Origin of the sequence: Ferranicluibacter rubi (genome assembly GCF_011603255.1) — a bacterium.
Lineage (GTDB): Bacteria > Pseudomonadota > Alphaproteobacteria > Rhizobiales > Rhizobiaceae > Ferranicluibacter > Ferranicluibacter rubi.
This window is the reverse complement of record NZ_JAANCM010000006.1, coordinates 19,586-34,990: the sequence shown is the minus strand read 5'-3', so window position 1 is coordinate 34,990 and position 15,405 is coordinate 19,586. Positions and strand designations below refer to the sequence as shown.

Annotated in this window: 14 protein-coding genes; 12 read left to right on the top strand and 2 right to left on the bottom strand. The window is 58.6% G+C overall.

The window, feature by feature from the left end; all coding sequences use genetic code 11:
- Positions 1-109 precede the first annotated feature (109 nt).
- The 7 genes from G8E10_RS13125 to G8E10_RS13095 all read left to right on the top strand — a co-directional run bounded on the left by G8E10_RS13125 (position 110) and on the right by G8E10_RS13095 (position 6,716).
- Complete coding sequence (locus G8E10_RS13125; protein WP_110802173.1) at positions 110-595, top strand: MarR family winged helix-turn-helix transcriptional regulator; 486 nt, start codon at positions 110-112, stop codon at positions 593-595.
- Positions 592-1,305 (top strand): SDR family NAD(P)-dependent oxidoreductase, encoded by a 714-nt coding sequence (locus G8E10_RS13120; protein ID WP_110802175.1) that lies wholly within the window; start codon positions 592-594, stop codon positions 1,303-1,305. The genes G8E10_RS13125 and G8E10_RS13120 overlap by 4 nt, the downstream gene beginning before the upstream one ends.
- Before the next feature lies 1 nt (position 1,306).
- On the top strand, positions 1,307-2,638 hold the full coding sequence (locus G8E10_RS13115; protein WP_167129564.1) for an NAD(P)/FAD-dependent oxidoreductase: 1,332 nt from the start codon (positions 1,307-1,309) through the stop codon (positions 2,636-2,638).
- 135 nt (positions 2,639-2,773) lie between these two features.
- Positions 2,774-4,438, top strand: coding sequence for a peptide ABC transporter substrate-binding protein (locus G8E10_RS13110; protein WP_110802179.1), 1,665 nt, complete (start codon positions 2,774-2,776; stop codon positions 4,436-4,438).
- A gap of 141 nt (positions 4,439-4,579) precedes the next feature.
- Entirely contained in the window at positions 4,580-5,530 is a 951-nt protein-coding gene (locus G8E10_RS13105) for an ABC transporter permease (RefSeq protein ID WP_167129562.1), read from the top strand.
- 45 nt (positions 5,531-5,575) lie between these two features.
- Positions 5,576-6,466 carry an ABC transporter permease gene (locus G8E10_RS13100; RefSeq protein WP_167129560.1) on the top strand — a complete coding sequence of 297 codons (891 nt, stop codon included), beginning with the start codon at positions 5,576-5,578 and terminating at the stop codon, positions 6,464-6,466.
- A 1-nt stretch (position 6,467) separates the two neighbouring features.
- A complete protein-coding gene (locus G8E10_RS13095; RefSeq protein WP_343289741.1) occupies positions 6,468-6,716 on the top strand; it encodes an FAD-dependent oxidoreductase in 249 nt (82 codons plus the stop codon).
- Here the strand turns inward: G8E10_RS13095 and G8E10_RS13090 are convergent.
- Both G8E10_RS13090 and G8E10_RS13085 read right to left on the bottom strand, forming a co-directional pair.
- Positions 6,700-6,933 carry a type II toxin-antitoxin system VapB family antitoxin gene (locus G8E10_RS13090; RefSeq protein WP_110802185.1) on the bottom strand — a complete coding sequence of 78 codons (234 nt, stop codon included), beginning with the start codon at positions 6,931-6,933 and terminating at the stop codon, positions 6,700-6,702. The two genes, G8E10_RS13095 and G8E10_RS13090, sit on opposite strands and share 17 nt — an antisense overlap.
- 25 nt (positions 6,934-6,958) lie before the next feature.
- Positions 6,959-7,713 (bottom strand): IS5 family transposase gene (locus tag G8E10_RS13085; protein ID WP_422038441.1). Its coding sequence is split into 2 segments (ribosomal slippage): positions 6,959-7,369 and positions 7,372-7,713, totalling 753 coding nucleotides; the frame shifts between segments, so codons are not numbered across the junction.
- 625 nt (positions 7,714-8,338) lie between these two features.
- Here G8E10_RS13085 and G8E10_RS13080 point away from each other — a divergent pair.
- The 5 genes from G8E10_RS13080 (at position 8,339) to fhuB (ending at position 15,393) form a co-directional block, all read left to right on the top strand.
- Positions 8,339-8,842: a sigma-70 family RNA polymerase sigma factor gene (locus tag G8E10_RS13080; protein WP_167129553.1), complete on the top strand. Its 504-nt coding sequence runs from the start codon at positions 8,339-8,341 to the stop codon at positions 8,840-8,842.
- Between the two features lie 67 nt (positions 8,843-8,909).
- A complete protein-coding gene (locus tag G8E10_RS13075) occupies positions 8,910-9,914 on the top strand; it encodes a FecR family protein (protein ID WP_245423285.1) in 1,005 nt (334 codons plus the stop codon).
- Positions 9,915-10,032: 118 nt separating this feature from the next.
- Entirely contained in the window at positions 10,033-12,453 is a 2,421-nt protein-coding gene (locus tag G8E10_RS13070; protein ID WP_167129549.1) for a TonB-dependent siderophore receptor, read from the top strand.
- A gap of 10 nt (positions 12,454-12,463) precedes the next feature.
- Entirely contained in the window at positions 12,464-13,390 is a 927-nt protein-coding gene (locus tag G8E10_RS13065; protein WP_245420185.1) for an ABC transporter substrate-binding protein, read from the top strand.
- The gene (fhuB, locus tag G8E10_RS13060; protein ID WP_281517563.1) at positions 13,387-15,393 is read left to right on the top strand and encodes a Fe(3+)-hydroxamate ABC transporter permease FhuB; all 2,007 of its coding nucleotides are present in this window, start codon (positions 13,387-13,389) and stop codon (positions 15,391-15,393) included. Before G8E10_RS13065 ends, fhuB begins: the two co-directional genes overlap by 4 nt.
- Positions 15,394-15,405: the final 12 nt, after the last annotated feature.

Sequence of the window (15,405 nt, the reverse complement as noted above, 5' to 3'; positions counted from 1 at the left end):
ATGAACTTTCATAAGTTCACGAAAGTGTAACAGGACATGGGGGGAGACTCGAACGGCAGCGCCCCAAGCGCCGTGCTGCCGTGAACCCTTGTCTTTCAACGGAAATATGATGCCAAAACAACCGTCAAAGCCGCCGACCACGCCGCAGGACATCAATCTCGACGTCCTCGAAGGCACGCTGAGCTTTTATATTCGAACGATAAATATCGCTGTCTCCCGAGATCTCGACACGTGTCTCGAGGGCCTGGACGTTGCCAAGGGGACAGGAAAAATAACGACATTGCTGTTGGTCGACAGCTATCCGGGAATTCGTCCATCGGTCATCGCCCATCTAACGATGCGTGATCGCTCCGCGATGGGTCGCCTGATCGAACAGATGGTGGCGCACGACCTGATCCGGCGGGAGGTCTCTTCGGAAGACAGCCGCGCCCAGGAACTCTACATCACCGAAGCGGGCGCAGCACTGGCCGTCAAGATAAGGGAGCTCGTGCCCAAGCAGTCTCGCGACTTCTTCAGCTTCATACCGGACGACGAACAGCAGCAACTGATGGACATTCTCCGACGTGCCTATCGTCGCATCGTGGAGACCACATGAGCGCGAACGCCACAAACCGTGTTGCCCTTATCTCCGGTGCCAGCCGCGGCATCGGCGATTATGTCGCAGCCGAATTGCTGCAGCAGGGCTGGGCTGTCTCGCTGGCCATGCGTACGCCGGCACGTCCGGCATGGGCTGCCGGCCACGACGAGCGCGTTCATCTGATAGACTATGATGCCAAGGACGTGGAGGCGGAAAGCCGTTGGGTGGATAGTGCCCTTCATCGTTTCGGTCGCATCGATGCCATCATTGCCAATGCCGGGATCATGATCCCGAAAACGGTGATCGAGGCCGACGAAGACGATATCGAGGCCATGCTGTCGGTCAACGTGAAGGCCCCGCGCCGGCTTGCCAAAGCGGCCTGGAGCGCGCTGTGCGAGAGCGGCCACGGACGGGTCATCATCCTTGCGTCCCTGTCCGGAAAGCGGGTCAAGTCGGCAGCGGCGGGCAGCTATTCGCTATCGAAATTTGCTGCCGTCGCGCTTTCTCACGCCATCCGCCAGGCGGGCTTCGACAGAGGAATTCGCGCGACCGCCGTCTGCCCGGGGTTCGTCGCCACCGATATGGCCGCAGCATTGACCGATCGCCCGACGGATCAACTGACCCAGCCCGGCGATCTCGCGCGCATCATCGCCATGCTTATCTCTCTTCCGAACGAGGCGTCCGTCGCCGAATTCGCCGTCAATTGCCAGCTCGAGGAGTTCTTCTGAAATGCCCGGTCCATATGTCGTTCCTGTCCATGGCGATGCAGACCTTCCCAGCGAGGTCGATGTCGTCGTGATCGGTGGGGGAATTATCGGAACCTCCACTGCGCTCGAGCTCGTCGAAAGCGGTCTGAGGGTCGCTCTTTGCGAAAAGGGCGGCATCGGACACGAGCAGTCGAGCAGGAACTGGGGCTGGGTCCGTATCTCCAGGCGTGATCCGCGCGAAGTGCCGCTGATGGCGGAATCGCTGCGCCTCTGGGCAGATCTCAATCGTCGAACAGGACGTGAAACCGGCTTCAAGCGCGCAGGCATCGTCTTTACCTGCGCCGACGAGAAACAGTTCGACGATCATGAGCGCTGGAACCGCAATCTCGAAGGGTACCAGATCGAGTCCCGCATGCTGAGTGCCGCGGAATTCAAGGCGAAGTATCCCGACAACACCATGAAGATCGCTGGTGCGCTCTACACCGCCGGCGATTGCCGGGCAGAGCCCCAAAAGGCGGCGCCGGCCATTGCGGAAGCAGCGAGAGACCGCGGCGCGCATATCCTCACAGAATGCGCGGTACGTGGTTTGCAGCTATCCGGTGGCCGCGTGTCGGGCGTGGTCACGGAACGTGGCGAGATCGCCTGCACGTCGGTTGTTCTTGCCGGCGGTGCATGGTCCAGCCTGTTCCTTGGCAACAATGGTCTCGACCTCCCGCAGCTCAAGGTCCTGAACTCGGTTCTGCGCACCAAACCGCTCGAAGGCGGACCGGAAGAGGCGATCTGGGCCAGCGGCTTTGCGCTGCGCAAGCGCCAGGACGGCGGCTATACGATTGCCGATGGTTTCCAGAACATTGTCGATATCGTGCCGGCCTCGTTTCGCTACGCGATGAAATTCATGCCGGCCTTTTCCCATGAATGGCGTTCGTTGCGTTTCCGCCTGGGTGGTCGCTTTTTCGATGAAGCCCGTATTCCACGCCGCTGGGCCCTCGATGAAGCTTCGCCGTTCGAACATAACCGCGTGCTCGACCCCATTCCCTCCAAGGCCATGGCCGACCAGGCGCTGAAGCGGTTGTCCGAGGTGTTTCCAGTCTTCAAAAAGGCAGAAATCGCGCAGCGCTGGGGCGGTATGATCGACGTCACGCCGGACGCCGTGCCGGTCATCGATGCCGTCGATGCCATTCCGGGTTTCCATGTCGCAACCGGCTTCTCCGGTCACGGCTTCGGTATCGGCCCCGCCGCCGGCAAGCTGATGGCCGACATCGTTACCGGACGCAATCCAATCGTCGATCGTCACGACTTCCGGTTCAGCCGCTTCCATGACGGCTCCAAGATCGAGCTGGTCAGCGGCTTTTGACGGATAGGGCAGGCGAACGAGCGCCGCCTGCTCCGATGCATGAAGCAGGAAACTGCTGATGGGAGGAAAACTGCCCGTAGAGGCGGAGATAAGAACCGATCATCGCGTGCAACTATCGGATCAAGGGGAACTGACATGTCCGACCACAACAAGCCGCTTATCAAGACCACCCGCCGCCAGGCTCTCGGGCTCATGGCGCTCAGCGCCTCCGGCGTCGTCTTCTCCGGCCTTCCCGGCTTCGCCAGCGCCATGGCGCAGCAGGCCAAGACCATCAAGGGTCAGCTGACCGTCGGTTTCTCCCAGGAGCCGACCGTCTTCAATCCACACATGCCGCATATCGAAGTCGATGAAGGCGTTCATTTCAGCGTCTTCGATCCTCTCTTCTACGTCGATGCCGACGGCAAGTTCGTTGCTGCGCTCGCCGCCGAAGTACCGTCCGTCGAAAATGGCGGCATTTCCGCCGACGGCCTGACCTGGAAGGTGACACTTCGTGACGATGTCAAATGGCACGACGGCAAGCCGTTCACGGCCGAAGACGTCAAGTTCACCCTCGAACTTCTGGTCGACCCCGACTTCCGCTCGTGGAGAAAGACAGGTCATGAATTCGTCCGCGACCTCACGGTCGTCTCGCCGACGGAAATTACCTGGAAGATGGAAAAGCCGTTTGCGCCTTACCCGTCCATCCTGGCATCGACCTTCATCACGCCCAAGCACATCCTGGGGGCTGAAGCGGACAGAAACACCGCTGCCTATAACAATGCCCCGATCGGAACGGGTCCCTTCAAGTGGAAGGAACGTATTGCCGGCGACTACATCCTGCTCGAAGCCAATGCCGCGTATTTCGCCGACGGTCCCTATGTCGAACGGCTGATCTATAAGTACGTGCCCGACCTCAACGTCTTGTATACGCAGTTCAAGACAGGCGATATCGACGTCGTGGGACTGCAGTGGATCACGCCCGACCACTATGACGAAGCCAAGGATCTCGAAGGCAAGGTCATCAACATCGTGCCCGGCTCGACGATCGAATCCTTTACGTTCAACATGGAGCGGCCGCAGTTCAAGGAGCCGGCCGTTCGCGAGGCGCTCTACCACGCGATCGACAAGCAATCGATCATCGAGGCATTGTATTACGGCTTGCCGTCGCCAACCGAGAGCTATGTGCCGCAGCAGTCCATCTACTACAATACCGATCTGCCGAAACACGAATATTCCATCGAGAAAGCCAAGACGCTTCTCGACGATGCCGGCTGGGCTGAGGGCGCCGACGGTATCCGTGCAAAGGACGGCGTCAAGCTCTCCTTCACCTGCTCGACGACGGCGGGCAACCATATCCGGGAACAGGTCCAGCAATACATACAGCAGTCCTTCAAGGACATCGGCGTGGAGATGACCATCTCCAACCTGCCGCCGGCTGTCATGTGGGGCGACTACTGGATGCTCTCGCAGTTCGACACGGTCATCGTCGGTCTCGACTTCCTGACCGGTCCAGATCCGGATACTTCGGACTTCTTCCGCTCGACATCGAGCCCGGCCAAGGGCGGCGCCGGGCAGAACACCTGGCAGTTTGTCAACAAGGACGTGGATGACCTGTTGGCACAGGGCGGCAGCCTCTTCGTGCCCGAAGAACGCAAGGCGGTCTACCTGAAGATCCAGAACGTCATGCGCAAGGAGCTGCCCTTTCTGCCCCTGTTCCAATACGCCACCGTGCGGGGTCACAAGGACGGTATCGAGAAGGTCCAGCCGAACATCAACACCCGTATCGACACATGGAACGTCGCGACCTGGCGTTGGGCGTAATTCCTGCCCGGGTGGGCTCGCGCTCGCCCGAATTGCCGGTAAGTGCCAGCCCGATCAGGGCTGGTACGCTGCCGGTCCCTCCTTGCCCGATCCCTCCTTGCCGATGTCTGTCGTGTCCATCGGCGGACGTGGAGTATGACCATGCTGTCCTATCTTCTTCAGCGACTTTGGCAGAGCCTTGTCCTGCTGCTGCTCGTTTCCATCATCGGATTTGCCATCCTCAATCTCGCACCCGGCGGCCCCTTGTCACAATTTGCGCTGACGCCCGGCATGACCCGCGAAGCCCTCGATCGCATCGCCCATCAGATGGGGCTCGATCGCCCCCTTCCCATTCAGTATCTGGAATGGGCGTGGAGGCTGTTGCAGGGTGACTGGGGCAAGTCCTATCGAGACCAGCGGCCGGTTCTCGACATCATCTCCGGGCATCTGTTCGCAACACTGCTCCTCATGATCTCGTCCACGGTCGTCTCCATCCTCATAGGCACCTGGATCGGCATCAAGGGCGCGACGAAGCGATACTCGATATTCGATTACTCGGCGACGGTCGGAGCCATGATCGCGCTTTCGATCCCGACCTTCTGGTTCGGGCTTGTTGCGATCTACGTCTTTGCGCTGAAGCTCAAATGGCTGCCTGCCGGCAACATGTACACGATCGGCGACCAGTCCTTCTACGACTACGCCATTCATCTGATCATGCCCAGCATCGTGCTGGCTCTCGTCAATATCGCCGTCTGGAGCCGCTACATGCGCACGGCGACGCTCGACGTTATCAATCAGGATTTCGTTCGCACCGCACGTGCCAAAGGGCTTACCCCGCGCAGAGTCCTGATGAAGCATGTCGTCGGAAACGCGCTCTTGCCGATGATCACGCTTGCTGGCCTGCAGTTGCCAACGATCCTGGGCGGGGCTCTGGTCACCGAGACGGTGTTCACCTGGCCGGGCATGGGGCGCCTGTTTCTGGATAGCCTCGGTTATCACGACTATCCGGTGGTGATGGGCCTTCTGATGTTCTCGGCCATTCTCGTGCTGCTCGGCAGTTTGCTTGCAGACCTTCTGGTCGCGCTCGTCGATCCGCGTATCCGGCTCGGATAGGCAGGGTTCCGCGATCAGACGTGTCAACGTCGAAAGGATCTTCACATGACTGCTGCAACGCTTCCATCCTCGTCTTTCCCCCCGACACCTCGTTTTTGGCAAAACCGGACGGTTCGTCGCTTTGCGCGCCACAAGCTGGCCGTGGTCGGCGTGGCCATGATCACGCTTCTCATCCTTGCCTGCGTCTTCGGTCCTTATCTTTTACCCTATGATGAGTTGTACATCGATCTGCGCGCCCGCTTTGCGCCGCCACTGACCGGCTACCACATCTTTGGCACCGATCCGCTCGGCCGGGATATTGCAGCCCGCCTCTTCAATGCCGGGCGCATCTCGCTCTTGGTCGGCTTCTTTGCGATGGTGCTGTCAACGGTCATCGGAACGGTGATCGGCGTCGTGGCCGGCTACTATGGTGGACGCCTCGGCACGGTTCTGATGCGTTTCGTCGATGCCTTCCTGGCTTTCCCGAGCATCTTCCTCCTCTTGGCACTTGCCGCCTTCGTCAAGCCAAGCCCCTTCATGATTACCGTTATCATCGCTGTGACCAGCTGGATGGAAATCGCGCGTCTGGTCGAAGCGGAAGTGCGCTCGCTACGGGAACGGGATTTCGTCCTGGCCGCCCGCATGTTGGGTCTGCCGAATGCATGGATCATGTTCCGCGAACTGCTGCCCAACGCGATCGGACCGATCATCGTGGCGGCGACCCTGACGGTGGCGCGCGCCATCCTGATGGAAGCTTACATCAGCTTCCTTGGCTACGGCATCCAGCCACCCTTGCCGAGCTGGGGCAATATGCTGAACGGCGCACAACAATATCTCGATAAGGCACCTTGGCTGGCCATCGTTCCGGGCGTGGCAATTACGCTCGCCGTGACCAGCTTCAACTTCATCGGCGACGGGTTGCGCGACGCGCTCGATGCTCGCAGTGATTTGAACTGAGGTGCGACGGGTGCCCCTGTTTTCGCCGCTTGATACGACCCTATGGTATGCCACTGCGACGCCTGCCCCGAGAACGGAAGTGCTGGCGGACCGCATCAAGGCCAATGTCTGCATTGTCGGTGGCGGCTATAGCGGGCTGACCACCGCTCTCGAACTCGCGAAGTCAGGCGTCAATGTCGTTGCGCTGGATACAGCGACAATAGGGGAGGCATCCAAGAACATCAGGCGTCATTTCACATTTCATCGGTGAATGTCTTCATATCGAAGTTGGGATCATCAGGTCCGATTGCTTTTACGTTCTCTTGGATCTTTCTAATCCGCTCCCGCAGTTGTACATTCTCTTGCATCCGTCGAAGCTCATTCTGCAGGGCGCGCCTTACCGCTTCGGTTTTATTCGGCGCCTTGGATAGTTTCTGAACCTCTACCGCCAATGCGTCGACGCTTTCATCACGGATGTAGAGCGACATCACATTCTCCAGCTAGGGTCCGGACTCACAACCACCAGATGACGGTAGCTGCGAGTGCGATTGCGCCCATGAAGTTTCTGATGTTGCGGTCGAAGCGAGTTGCGATGCGACGCCAGTCCTTAAGGCGACAGAACATACGCTCGATGACGTTGCGCTGCTTGTAGGTGGCCTTGTCGTATTCGTACTGGATTTTGCGGTTCTTGCGCGGCGGGATGACGGCCTGGGTACCACGCTCGTTGAGCCACTCGCGCAGAGCCTGGCTGTCATAACCTTTGTCGGCGACGAGTTCGGCGGCGGGTGGCAGAGCTTCGATACAGAGCCTTGCAACCTTGCAATCGTGGACGTTTCCAGGCGTCAGGAGCAGGACGTGAGGGCGGCCTTTGGTGTCGCAGACTGCATGGAGCTTGGTATTCCGTCCACCTTTGGTGCGGCCGATACCATGAGCCAAGGCCCCCCTTTTCCTCCACCTGCACAGCGGTGGACCTTGATGCAACTGCTGTCGATGAACAGCCGGTCCGGTGCATCATCGGCCCCTGCCAGCGCACTGAAGATGTCCTCCCAGATGCCGCGTTCGGACCACCGGACAAAGCGGTTGTAGAGTGTCTTCTTCGGTCCATAGACATCTGCGCAATCCGCCCAGCGGCCACCACAGCGCAGCGCATGGACAATCCCGCTCAAGACCCGGCGGTCATCAACGCGTGGCTTGCCTCGCACATCTGTCGGTAAAAGCGGCTCTATTCGCTCCCACTGCGCATCGGAAAACCAAAAGAAATCAGACATGAAATCGCCTCCTTGCTCAGGCGATTGAATCACGTCGAAATGTGCAAGGAAACCCAATTATTGGGTCCGGACCCTAGAATATTCGCAGAAAGCAAGGTTGACTCCAAACCGCTCCGCTACTGCGCGAACCGCCATGTTACCGTTCAACGCTGCCGCCATGCGCATTCTTAAATCCACGAAAAAAGGTTGCACCAAGGGACCTATATACAGGTCCATTTACCGCTGACAGAGTCTGACGCTTAGTTGCATAGTTGCAACGTGTTCATAAGAATTGGGTGAATTGGCGGCGGTTGAAAATTTTTGCAACTGATCACGTCATGGTGGTATGTGAACCTAACCCATGGGAAACATGACTTTTTTACACATATTTTATTTTCGCTGGAGATTACGTACCGAAGTACCTTTAGAATCCCTCTAAGTAACGATGCTTGCAACGAATTTTCGTTTGGGATTAAAGCACGAGCACCTCCTACCATAACGGCGGGATGCTGACCAAAAGTGCCAACATGGGTAAAATGACGCTTTATCACCTGCTCACGACACGTCATCCCGGTCTCAGGGCTCTAGAGGCGACCCGGCGGTTGGTGATGAACCTTCTGCGCTCGGTCAAAAAAGGCGATCGTTAGTGGCTTGGGATTTGCACAAGCTTTTCCTTCGCCACGCAAATGGCATTACCCGCTCTTTGCGCCGAAGGGGGCTGAGCGAAGAAACAGCTGCGGACATTACCCAGGATACGTTTCTACGCGTCTTGATTGCGCCACCTGCGGAAAATATCACCAATTCCAATCCGGCGGCTTATCTTTACCAGGTATCGCGCAATCTGGGCATAAACCACCAGCGCCGTGAGCGCTTGTTCGACAAGATCGACAGTTTCGACGAAGCCGTTGCGAACGTCGCCGATCCGTTTCCACTGCCAGACGCGGTTGTATACGATCGGCAAAGGTTGAGACTGACGGAAGCGGCACTTGCAGAGCTCCCGGACCGCAGTCGTCGCGCGTTCGAATTGCATCGACTGGGAGAGCTCACCATGAGTCAAGTCGGCCAGGAAATTGGTCTGTCCACCTCGCGAACCTGGGCTTTGATCCGCGATGCCTATCGGCACATTGTCATGCGAACCAGTGGGCTATAGTTTATTTTGACGGGAAAAGAGAAAATCGCGGCCGTTCAATTGTACTAGATGGTAAGGGCAACAACGTATGCCGGCATTGCTGTCGGCGCATGAAACCGGAACCATACGCATGAACGTTGCCGCACAAGACCCCCAAAGATTGCTTGATGAGGCTATCGATCTCGTCATTCGCTTGCAGGTCGACCCCGGCAATTCCGTCACCCTTGACATGATCAGGACATGGCGCAAGCGTGGCCCTGACTATGAGGCGGCATGGTCCAGAGTGGCCGATGCTTACGGCATGAGCGGCAAGGTTCTGACCGACCGCGCGAAAGCCGAGAAAAGGGAGAGCCTGGCGCCGACGCGCCGCCATTTGGTCATAGGGGGCGCAGTGGGTCTTGGCGCGGCGTTGGCCGGAACCGTCTATGGACCCTCTGCCATTCTTCGCGCGAAGGCGGATTACATCACTGGGAAGGGGGAGATCAGCCGCTTCGAACTCCCGGATGGAAGCGTTGCGACGCTTGGACCGGACAGTGCCCTCGCATTGGATTACACGCCCGAAAAGCGCGGCATCGAGCTTCTTTCTGGCATGTCGTTTTTCGATGTCGTTGGAGATGCTCGCAGACCATTCGCAGTTCAGACCGGCGGTTTAACCGCAACGGCAATTGGAACGGCATTCGATGTTGCCAATGATGCAGGTATTCTGACCGTCTCCGTCGACCGCGGCATCGTCGAGGCTCGCGCATCTATCTCTTCGCTCGAAAGCGGGCAGAGGTTGAGGGCAGGGGAGTGGATATCGTTTGAACCCTCGTCGAACACCATCGAGCGTGGCATGCGCGAACCGGGGCAGACCGCTCTCTGGCGCAACAATATCATTGCTGCCGAGCAGGAAACCGTTGCTGCCCTCGTCGCCAGAATTGGCCGATGGTATCCTGGCAGAATTATCATTGCAGACCCGTTTGTCGGATCGCGGCGTGTCAGCGGTCTCTTTGATCTTGCAAATCCGCAACGTGCGCTTGAGGCCGTTGTGCTTCCGGCGGGTGCGCGGGTTAGACGCGTATCGTCATACCTGACGCTTATTTCGCCCGTCTGAAAATAATTCAGGGAGAGCAGAAAAAAACGATGCCCCGTTTGTAATAGCTACAGGGGTTGCAATTTCGAATTTTGCGGCATGCACCCCTGCAACACGATCGAGCAGGAGAGAATGGGCTATGGGGCAGCTGTCGGGGAACGGACGCAAAACAAATGATACGCGCAGAGCGCTGATCGCCGCGCTGATGATAAGCACCAGTCTGGGTATTGCCATCGGCATGACGCAACAGACGGCATCTGCACAGGCTGCGGCGCAGACGAATTTCTCCGTCAATGCCGGCCCGCTCAATCAGGCGCTGATGTCCTTCGGTCGCCAGACTGGCCTTCAGGTCACCTATCTTGCATCGATTGCCGCTGGAAAATCATCGCCCGGCTTCTCGGGCAATGGAACACGGGAGCAGGCGCTGGCCAGCATCCTGAGGGGTTCCGGTCTGACCTACTCTTTCCCCAACGCGACGACCGCGGCCATTGCCGCTTCCGGCCCGTTGGTTCCAGGTGCCAATGTCGCAGCCGATGGTTCGACCCTGTTGGAGACCATCACGGTGAACGGGGTCGGAAACGGTGAAAACACCTATGTCGTCACCAGAAGCGCGACGGGGACAAAAACGGATGCACCGCTGGCCGAAGTGCCGCAATCCATTTCAATTGTCGGTCGAAAGCAGATCGAGGCACAGAACGCGCAATCCGTTTCCGAAATCCTGCGTTACGTCCCTGGCGTTACGATCGAAACCTATGGTCCCGATCCCAAAGGCTATGACTGGATTTTGATGCGTGGTTTCAACGCCCAGTCGACCAGCTCGTATCTGGATGGCCTGCGTCAGATTTCGAGCGGGTACAGTTTCTTCCGCACCGATCCATATCAGCTTCAATCGGTGGAGGTGCTGCGCGGCCCGTCATCGTCGCTTTACGGACAAAGTGACGCTGGCGGCATCGTCAACAAGGTCTCGAAGAAGCCGACAGACACGCCCGTGAGGGAAGTCGAACTTGAATATGGCAGCCACCAGCGCGCGCAGGTCGGGTTTGATCTGGGTGGTCCGGTGAATGATGACAAGTCCATCATGTATCGCGTGACCGGCGTCGCTCGCAACAGCAACACGCAATTCCAATATCCCGATGGTACCGATATCGGCGATGATCGGTTCATGATCGCGCCGTCGATAACATGGGCGCCCGATTCAGACACATCCCTGACCGTCAGCGGGCAAGCGCTGCGCGACAAGAGCGGCGGCACAGTCCTCATGTTCACGCCGACAAATACTCTGATCGGCGATCACAGCTTCAACAACAGTGTCCAGGAACAGCAGACGATCGGCTATGAGTTCTCCCATCGGTTCAATGATACGTGGACCGTTCGTCAGAACCTCCGTTACGGTCGAGCCGATTTCACGCTCGACAATCTTCTGGCCACTGGAATGGATGCTTCCGGAAACCTGATACGCGGCACGCGCAGGTTCGATGAGAGCCTCGACGCGCTGACGATCGACAATCAGGCGCAGGCGAATTTCGACACCGGAATTTTTGCGCATGAATTGCTGCTCGGTCTGGATTATGCGCGGTCGGAGGCGGATGTGAAGCGCTATAGAGGATTGGCTCCCTCGCTCGACCCCAGCAACCCCGTTTATGGTGTCAGTATCCCGCAGCCGACCACGGCGTTTGCCGACTACGAAGAGACGTATCAGCAGATCGGGCTTTATGCGCAGGACCGTATCAATCTGACGGATAACCTGATCGCGACGCTTGGTGGTCGTTACGATTGGGTTGATATCGATACGGCCAACCGGCTCTCGAATACCAATCCGTCTGTCGATGTCGGCAATTTCAGCGGTCGGGCGGGGCTTACCTACAAGACGCCGTGGGGCGTGGCCCCCTATGTCAGCTACGCACAATCCTTTGTGCCAAACACGGGTATCTCGTCCTCCGGCAACAGCTTCGATCCGTCGACCGGGCGTCAGTGGGAGGTTGGCGTAAAATATGAACCGGTGGGAATCGATGCGCTGTTTACGGTTGCTTGGTTCGATATCGTAAAGTCGAACATTCTGACACCTGAGCGGAACGGCGCCGGTGTGACCACAGGTTTCTTTGTGGCAACCGGAGAGGTGCAGTCGCGCGGCGTGGAAGTGGAAGGAAAATTCAGCCTTGGAAGTGGCTGGGATCTCACGAGTTCCTATACCTGGACCAACGCGGAGATCACGCGGGACAATTCCGGTTTCGTCGGAAAGACACCTTATCTCGTGCCGGAACATCAGGCGTCGGCTTGGCTCAATTACACGGTTGATGACGGGATGCTCGAAGGCCTGTCGATCGGCGGCGGTGTGCGCTATGTCGGAGACAGCTTCGGCGACAATGCCAACACCGTGAAGGTCGATGGCCGCGCTTTGATCGATCTGGGTGCCAGCTACAAGGTGACCGAAAACGCAAGCTTCTCGGTCAACGCCACCAATGTGTTCGACAAGAGCTACTACACGACCTGCGAAGATAGCGTTTCTTGCTATGAGGGTGATCGTCGCAGCGTCATCGGCCGTCTTAAGGTGAACTTTTAAGGTCTTGGCTATGACAGACGCAATATTTCCGGGTGGTTCGCCGCCCGGAAAACGCCTGCATTCACGTCGGCATTTTCTGGCTCTCTCGCTCTTCTCGATCGCTGGGATGCACAGCAATGCCTTTGCGTCCGCAGGCTCCGCCCGCATTGTCGCGATAGACTGGTCTGCAGCGGAATCGTTACTTGCGCTGGGTGTTGTACCCGCGGCTGTCTCGGATACGGGATATTTCCGCCAGAGAATGCCGTTGCCGCTGCCTGACGATGTGCGGGATGTCGGCCCGTTCTGGGAGATCAACCGCGAACTGCTGGCCGACATTGCACCCGACCTCATCTTGATAAACAGCTCCAGTCTCATCATGACACCGGATATCGCGAAGATCGCTCGCGTCGAGATCGTGCCGGAAAAAGCCGTCTCTGGCGATCGTTACGATCTGACCATCGACATTTTACGGCATGCGGGTGGGGCAGCGGGGCTGGAGCCCTCCCGTATGGATGTCGTCGCTGCCCAAGGGCTGGAGCGTATTTCGACCCTGCGTGCGCGGCTCCCAGTGTCCACCCGTCGCATCTGTGTCCTGTTGCCTGACCAGACAGGTCGTGGCGTGGTGATCTATGGAAAAGGCAGCCTGCCGGGGGCCGTGCTACAACGGCTGGGGCTTGAGAATGCCTGGGAGGGGCCGGTCAATGCGGCGGGCATTTTTCAGGCCGGTTTCGACGCACTGTTCGATATAGGCGAGGCGATTTTCGTCCTGATCGATATTCCCGCACTCAGGCATCAGACAACCAAGGCACTCGAAACAAGTGCCCTTTGGCAGTCGCTCCCGTCTGTCAGGCAGGGCCGCACGCGTTGGATCGAGCAGTTCTATCCATTCGGCGGCTGTGTCTCCGCTTTGCACCTCGCCGAGGCCATCACAGCGGCCCTTGAAGGAGCGGGCCGATGAGAAGCGTTGCGATAACCACGCGCCAAAGCCTAACGCTGAGGGGCAACATCGTCTTTCTTCTGCTCGCCATTGCTGCAACGGCACTCTCCCTGAACGGGCTTGCTCATTCCCTGCCGCCCTCACACTGGTGGCAACTTCTCGTATCGGCCAAGGTCTCGGCACCGTCGGAAGCTCTGGTGTTTTACGGGCTGCTGCCGCGTATTGTCGTGGCTCTTGTCGCCGGTTTCGCACTGGGTCTGGGTGGCGCCGTTTTTCAGCAAATCCTTGGCAATCAACTGGCCGAGCCTGGCCTCCTTGGGGTCTCATCCGGTGCCGGTCTGGCCTTGGCGGCAAGCCTTCTGTATGCACCCGCATTGTGGCGTTCCGGCCCCGAGGTCGTTGCGCTGACGGGCGCCGGACTTGCACTTGTTCTGGTTCTCGGTGTCGCCTTCGGGCGCGGCATGGCGTCCCACACCCTCATTCTGGCAGGGGTGGTGGTCAATTTGTATTGTGGAGCTTTGTACGCTCTCCTCGTTTTGCTCAACCACGATTTTCTCACCGATCTTCTGCGATGGCAGGCCGGATCGTTGCAACAAAGCGGCTGGCACGGTGCCAGGATGCTCTTTCCGCAGGTTGCCATCGTGTCGGCGGCCATTTTTCTCATGCAGCGGCCCATAGCCCTCCTGTCGCTCGGGGTTGGAACGGCGAAAGCCTTCGGCGTCTCATCCGCAACCATGAAGGTCCTTGCGCTGGCCTGTGCATCGATGCTTGCCGCCTTCGTCACCGCAAGTTTCGGCATCATCGGTTTTATCGGGCTTGCAGCGCCGGCTCTGGCACGGGTGCTTTGGCCGCAGACCAGGGCCAGACTTGTGCCGTCTGCTGTGACCGGTGCCGTTCTTTTGCTGCTTGCCGACCAGCTTGTCCGCATTCTGTCACAATACGCTGGCGATATTCCCGTCGGTGCAGCAGCCGGACTTCTGACAGGGCCACTCCTCGTCGTCCTTGCCCTGCGTCACCGCAAGCCGTCGCTGCACTATAGCGAGACGGTCACGCCGTCATTGGTCAAACCTAGGCCTACGGCAAGGCTGACGGGCGCATTGGTGTTCCTTCTTCTCGTCACGCTCATTCTCGCATTTTTTGTCGGGCAGTCGCAAACCGGATGGCATATCGTCATGTCGTCCGATGTCGAGTCGGCTCTCACTTGGCGTCTGCCACGCATTGTCGCAGCGGCCGGTGCAGGTGCCTGTCTGGCGATCTCCGGGTTTATCCTGCAGCGTAGCCTGCGCAATCCGCTTGCCAGTCCCGACCTACTCGGTATCGGCCATGGGGCCGGCCTTGGTCTGGCGTTCGCCATCATCCTGTTACCGGTCGCCGGCATCTGGTCAAAATTCGCTGTCGCGTCCATTGGCGCAATCGTCGTGCTCGGTGTTGTCGTGCTCTTGTCGTGGCGCAACGCATTCGATCCTGAGCGCACGTTGCTGATCGGCGTCGGTCTCGGCAGCACGACGAACGCGCTGCTCGTTCTGGTTTTGGCGGGTGGAGGGCCGAAAGCTGCCGCCCTGTTGAGCTGGTTTTCCGGATCGACGGGTGGTGTGGGCATCGACGAGGCCATCGCGGTCTGCGTGGTCGCATTCCTTGCGCTCGTATCCGGCGTCATGGGTCACCGTTGGCTCGAATTGTCCGCGCTCGGTGACCGATTGGCTGGCGGTCTGGGTGTTCTCTTGAAGACATCGCGCGCACTGGCGCTTGTAACGGCGTCTGTCGGGACGGCGGCCGCCACGGTCGTCATAGGCCCATTGAGTTTCGTGGGCCTCATGATCCCGCATCTTGTCCGAATAGCCGGATTTCGCCGTATGGCTGACTCCGTCATTGGGTGCGCTTTGTTCGGAGCATTACTGATGGTGTTTTCCGACTGGCTGGGGCGCAATATCATATGGCCATGGCCGATGTCACCGGGTTTGTTGGCTGCATTCATTGGCGGGCCACTGCTCTTGTGGCTCATTCAAAGAAGCGAACGACGATGACCGGACAGGATG

Coding starts and splice junctions, on each gene's coding strand:
- G8E10_RS13075 (WP_245423285.1), top strand. CDS start 8,910: ATGCCGGCATTGCTGTCGGCGCATGAAACCGGAACCATACGCATGAAC.
- fhuB (WP_281517563.1), top strand. CDS start 13,387: ATGAGAAGCGTTGCGATAACCACGCGCCAAAGCCTAACGCTGAGGGGC.
- G8E10_RS13065 (WP_245420185.1), top strand. CDS start 12,464: ATGACAGACGCAATATTTCCGGGTGGTTCGCCGCCCGGAAAACGCCTG.
- G8E10_RS13115 (WP_167129564.1), top strand. CDS start 1,307: ATGCCCGGTCCATATGTCGTTCCTGTCCATGGCGATGCAGACCTTCCC.
- G8E10_RS13100 (WP_167129560.1), top strand. CDS start 5,576: ATGACTGCTGCAACGCTTCCATCCTCGTCTTTCCCCCCGACACCTCGT.
- G8E10_RS13110 (WP_110802179.1), top strand. CDS start 2,774: ATGTCCGACCACAACAAGCCGCTTATCAAGACCACCCGCCGCCAGGCT.
- G8E10_RS13090 (WP_110802185.1), bottom strand. CDS start 6,933: ATGTCGCTCTACATCCGTGATGAAAGCGTCGACGCATTGGCGGTAGAG.
- G8E10_RS13120 (WP_110802175.1), top strand. CDS start 592: ATGAGCGCGAACGCCACAAACCGTGTTGCCCTTATCTCCGGTGCCAGC.
- G8E10_RS13125 (WP_110802173.1), top strand. CDS start 110: ATGCCAAAACAACCGTCAAAGCCGCCGACCACGCCGCAGGACATCAAT.
- G8E10_RS13105 (WP_167129562.1), top strand. CDS start 4,580: ATGCTGTCCTATCTTCTTCAGCGACTTTGGCAGAGCCTTGTCCTGCTG.
- G8E10_RS13070 (WP_167129549.1), top strand. CDS start 10,033: ATGGGGCAGCTGTCGGGGAACGGACGCAAAACAAATGATACGCGCAGA.